We start from the raw sequence: 3,575 nt of genomic DNA, 5'->3' as shown, positions 1-3,575 counted from the left end.
CGGTGAGGGTCCGGGGCGAAGCGCCGTGCGCGCGGGGCGGAGGGATCAGGCGCCGTCCCCGCCGGAGCGGCGGCGCGAGAGGTGGTACGCGACGCCCACCGAGCCCACGACGAGCGCGGCGCCCAGCCCGATCTGCTGCACGTCGAGCCCGGCGACGCTGCCGCCCTCGCCGGCGTGCACGCCCTTGGGGTGGTGGGGCTCGGGCGTCCAGTGGTGCGAGCCGCCGCCCGCGATGGTCAGGTCCACGGTGCCGGTCCTGTTCATGCAGGCGAACGTCACCTGGTAGACCGCCCCGCGCCGGGCGTCGCGGTGAACCTGCGCCGTCGCCCAGTAGTCGTCCCGCGGGATGGTCACCGTGTCGAACACCGGCGACGTGGCCGTGACCCGTCCGCGGCAGCCGGCGTCGGTGCGGCCCACCCCCAGCGTGACCTCGTCGCCGGGGGCGACGGTCGCGGGGGTGACGGTGAAGCCGAACGTCGAGTCGTGTCCGCCCACGGCGGCCCCGGCCGGTACGCAGGCGGAGAGGGCGGCGACCCCCAGCAGTGCGACCGAGGCGACGGGTATCGCGCGCATGGTGAATCCTCCGGGTCCCCGAGGAGCGGCGGCGGACCTGTTCCGCTCGCGCCAGAAACGCACCTCGATGTCCGAAACGCTAGGAAACGGGGCGCGCGGACGCGATCTCAGTAGCGCGAATGGGGCAACCTTGTGGGCCGCTCAGGGGACGGTGACGGCGTGTCGGACGCCTCGACGCCCCCTGGCCCGGCTCAGCCCTTCACGTCGGGGAAGAGACTCAGGAACGGATCGGTCGACGCGGCGACCCCCCGGCTGAAGGGGGCGTCGAAGTCCCAGATGAGGAAGAGCAGGAAGGCGATCAGCGCCGAGAACAGACCGGCGAGGACCAGCTCGCGCGTCGTGCGCCGGATCTGGAGGGCGAAGACCATCCCGATCGTGATGACGCCCCCGGCGATCAGCCCGAACCACACCACCCCCGGCATGGTCTCGCCCGTCGACTGCGCGCGGCCGCTGCGGGCCTGGTCCGCCGCGGCCACCTGGTCCACCAGCGGCTGGTACGCCTGGGCCTCGAAGTCCGACCTCGGCTCGTAGTCGGTGACGTCCGCACGGACCCGGTCGAGCAGCTCGGTGCCGCGGTCGGTCACCTCGCCGCGGTCGGCCATGGCCTTCCACTCGGTGGTGACGACGTGTCCGACATAGGCGTTGACATCCTCCCGGATGCGGTCACGGACGTCGGGCGGATAGGACCGGACGCGTTCCGAGATCTCGTGCAGCGCGACGGCCTCCGTCTGCACGTTGTCCTCGGCGGCGCTGCGCGCCTCCCAGACACCGGCGATGGCCAGGCCCAGGACGATGGCGTACACCACCCCGATCCACATCGTCATGTACTCGATGACGTCCGGGGTCTCGGTGATGTCCTCGTCGTCGGACGCCGTGCGGTGCCGTAGGAGGGTGATGACGACCACCACGGCGCAGGCGGCCAGCATCGCGAGGGTGAGAACAAGCCATTCCGGCAAGAGATGCCTCCAGGATTCAGCGCGCACGGAGCGCGGCGACGGCGACCACCGCGGGCACCGTGATGAGCAGGACGAAGACGAGCGGCGACGTGGCCCCGCGCGAGGACCGCTGCGCCGGCCGGGCGGCGCGATGGCGCGGGTAGTGCACCGGACTCAGCGACGGGCGGGGCGTGGGCGTGGCCGACGGGGAGGGGGCGGGCGCAGGGGGAGGGGCCGGCCTGGGGGTGGGGCTCGGTGTCGGCGTGGGCCGTACGGGGGCCGGTCGCGGCGGGGGTGGTGGCGGCGGTTCCGGTTTGGGCGCGGGTTGGGGCGGCGGGGGCTTCGGCGCGGGGGGTGGTGGGGGAGTGGGCTTCGCGGGCGGAGGCTCGGGAGTCGGGGTCGGTGTCGGTGCGGGGGTCGGCTTCGGCGGCGGTGAGGGGCTGGGGCACGGCGGGAAGGTGGGCCAGGAGGCGCTCCCGGCCACCGCCACCGCGTCGGTACCGCCCGGTCCGGTCGACACGTAGGCGCAGGCGTCCGCCTGCGCCGGGCCGACCGGCACGCCGACGAGCGTGAACGTCAGCGTCACCAGGGCCAACACCCGTCCGGCAGCGGCGGATCGGGTCGGTTCGGGTCCATGCACGACGCAGATCATGGAGCCTGCCGCACCGCGCCACGCCCGAGTGCCCGGTGATTGCCCCGAAGGAGGGACACCGGCCGACCAGCGGTTTGACCTTCGCCGGCCCGCCCGCGCCGGACCCCGCACCCGTGTACGACCACCCGTGTACGACCACCCGTGTACGACCACCCGTGTACGACGACGGCGCGCGGCGGCGGCCGGAAAGAATCCCGCGCCCCGTTGAACACAACCGGCACCCCCGTGCGTACCCAGTGTCGTGCGGCGGCCCGGACGGGAGCCGCAACACCTTCGCGATGATCGGGGATTGACGATGAAGACCTCCTGGCGGAGCGCCTCACTCGTGGCGAGCGCCGCAGTGGTGCTGGCGCTGACGACGGCGTGCGGCCAGGACGGCGGCGGCGCCACCGGCAGCCAGAACGTGGGCGCCACGGCCGCGCCCGGCGACGTCGGCGACATCGGGGCGGGGGCAGGCGACGGAATCGGCAACGGCTCGGCCAAGCCCCAGGGTTCGGCGAGCGCGCCGGAGCCCGCGGGCAAGCTGTCCGTGTCCACGAACGCCGAGATCGGCGAGCTGGTGACCGACGGAGCGGGCCACACCCTCTACCGCTTCGACGCCGACACCGCCAAGCCGCCCAAGACGACCTGCGAGAACGACTGCGCCACCGCCTGGCCGCCGGTGGCCGCGGACGACGCCCTCGCCGGCGAGGGCATCGACAAGGCTCTGCTCGGCGAGGTCACCCGCCCCGACGGCACCAAGCAGCTGACGATCGGCGGCTGGCCCGCGTACCGCTACGCCAAGGACGCCGCCGCGGGCGACGCCAAGGGCCAGGGCGTCGGCGGCAAGTGGTTCGCGCTCGCCGCCGACGGCAAGAAGGCCAAGGCGGCCGACCAGGCCGGACTCTCCACCCGCGAGGATCCGAAGCTCGGCGAGATCGTCGTCGACAAGAACGGCATGACCGTCTACCGCTTCATGAAGGACGAGGCCTGGCCGAAGCCCGTGTCGGCGTGCACCGGCGCCTGCCTGGAGAAGTGGCCGGTGGTGGCGCCCGTCGAGGCCAACGACACCAAGGGCGTGGAGAAGAAGGGCCTGATGAGCTTCACCCGGCCCGACGGCGCCGCCCAGCAGACGATCGACTGCTGGCCGATCTACACCTTCGCCGGCGACAAGGAGGCCGGTGACACCAACGGACAGGGCGTCGGCGGCACCTGGTACGCCGTCAAGCCCGACGGGAAGCCGGTCGGCGCGCCGAAGAAGTAGCGACCGCGCTCAGAACGACCGCGCTCAGAACGACCGCGCTCAGAACGACCGCGCTCAGAGCGGGGGGGGGGGGGGGGGGGGGGGGGGCGGGGGCGCGGGGCGGCGCGGGGGGGGGCGGGGGGGGGGCGGGTCGCTCTGCGCAGCGAGCACTCGCGCTGGCCGCCGCGGGAGC

Annotated in this window: 4 protein-coding genes; 1 reads left to right on the top strand and 3 read right to left on the bottom strand. The window is 73.9% G+C overall.

Annotated features, from left to right (window positions below; genetic code table 11):
* Positions 1–45: 45 nt before the first annotated feature.
* From ACFWR9_RS18670 to ACFWR9_RS18660, 3 genes are all read right to left on the bottom strand, one after another.
* Positions 46–573, bottom strand: coding sequence for a hypothetical protein (locus ACFWR9_RS18670; RefSeq protein WP_383843062.1), 528 nt, complete (start codon positions 571–573; stop codon positions 46–48).
* A 191-nt stretch (positions 574–764) separates the two neighbouring features.
* Complete coding sequence (locus ACFWR9_RS18665; protein ID WP_383843059.1) at positions 765–1,529, bottom strand: DUF4239 domain-containing protein; 765 nt, start codon at positions 1,527–1,529, stop codon at positions 765–767.
* Between the two features lie 16 nt (positions 1,530–1,545).
* Complete coding sequence (locus ACFWR9_RS18660) at positions 1,546–1,677, bottom strand: hypothetical protein (protein WP_307016582.1); 132 nt, start codon at positions 1,675–1,677, stop codon at positions 1,546–1,548.
* 778 nt (positions 1,678–2,455) lie between these two features.
* Between ACFWR9_RS18660 and ACFWR9_RS18655 the strand changes: the two genes are divergently transcribed.
* On the top strand, positions 2,456–3,403 hold the full coding sequence (locus tag ACFWR9_RS18655; RefSeq protein WP_383843074.1) for an SCO0930 family lipoprotein: 948 nt from the start codon (positions 2,456–2,458) through the stop codon (positions 3,401–3,403).
* Positions 3,404–3,575 lie beyond the last annotated feature (172 nt).

Origin of the sequence: Streptomyces sp. NPDC058534 (assembly GCF_042717365.1) — a bacterium.
Taxonomy (GTDB): Bacteria; Actinomycetota; Actinomycetes; order Streptomycetales; family Streptomycetaceae; genus Streptomyces.
This window is presented reverse-complemented; position numbering and strand designations above follow the sequence as displayed.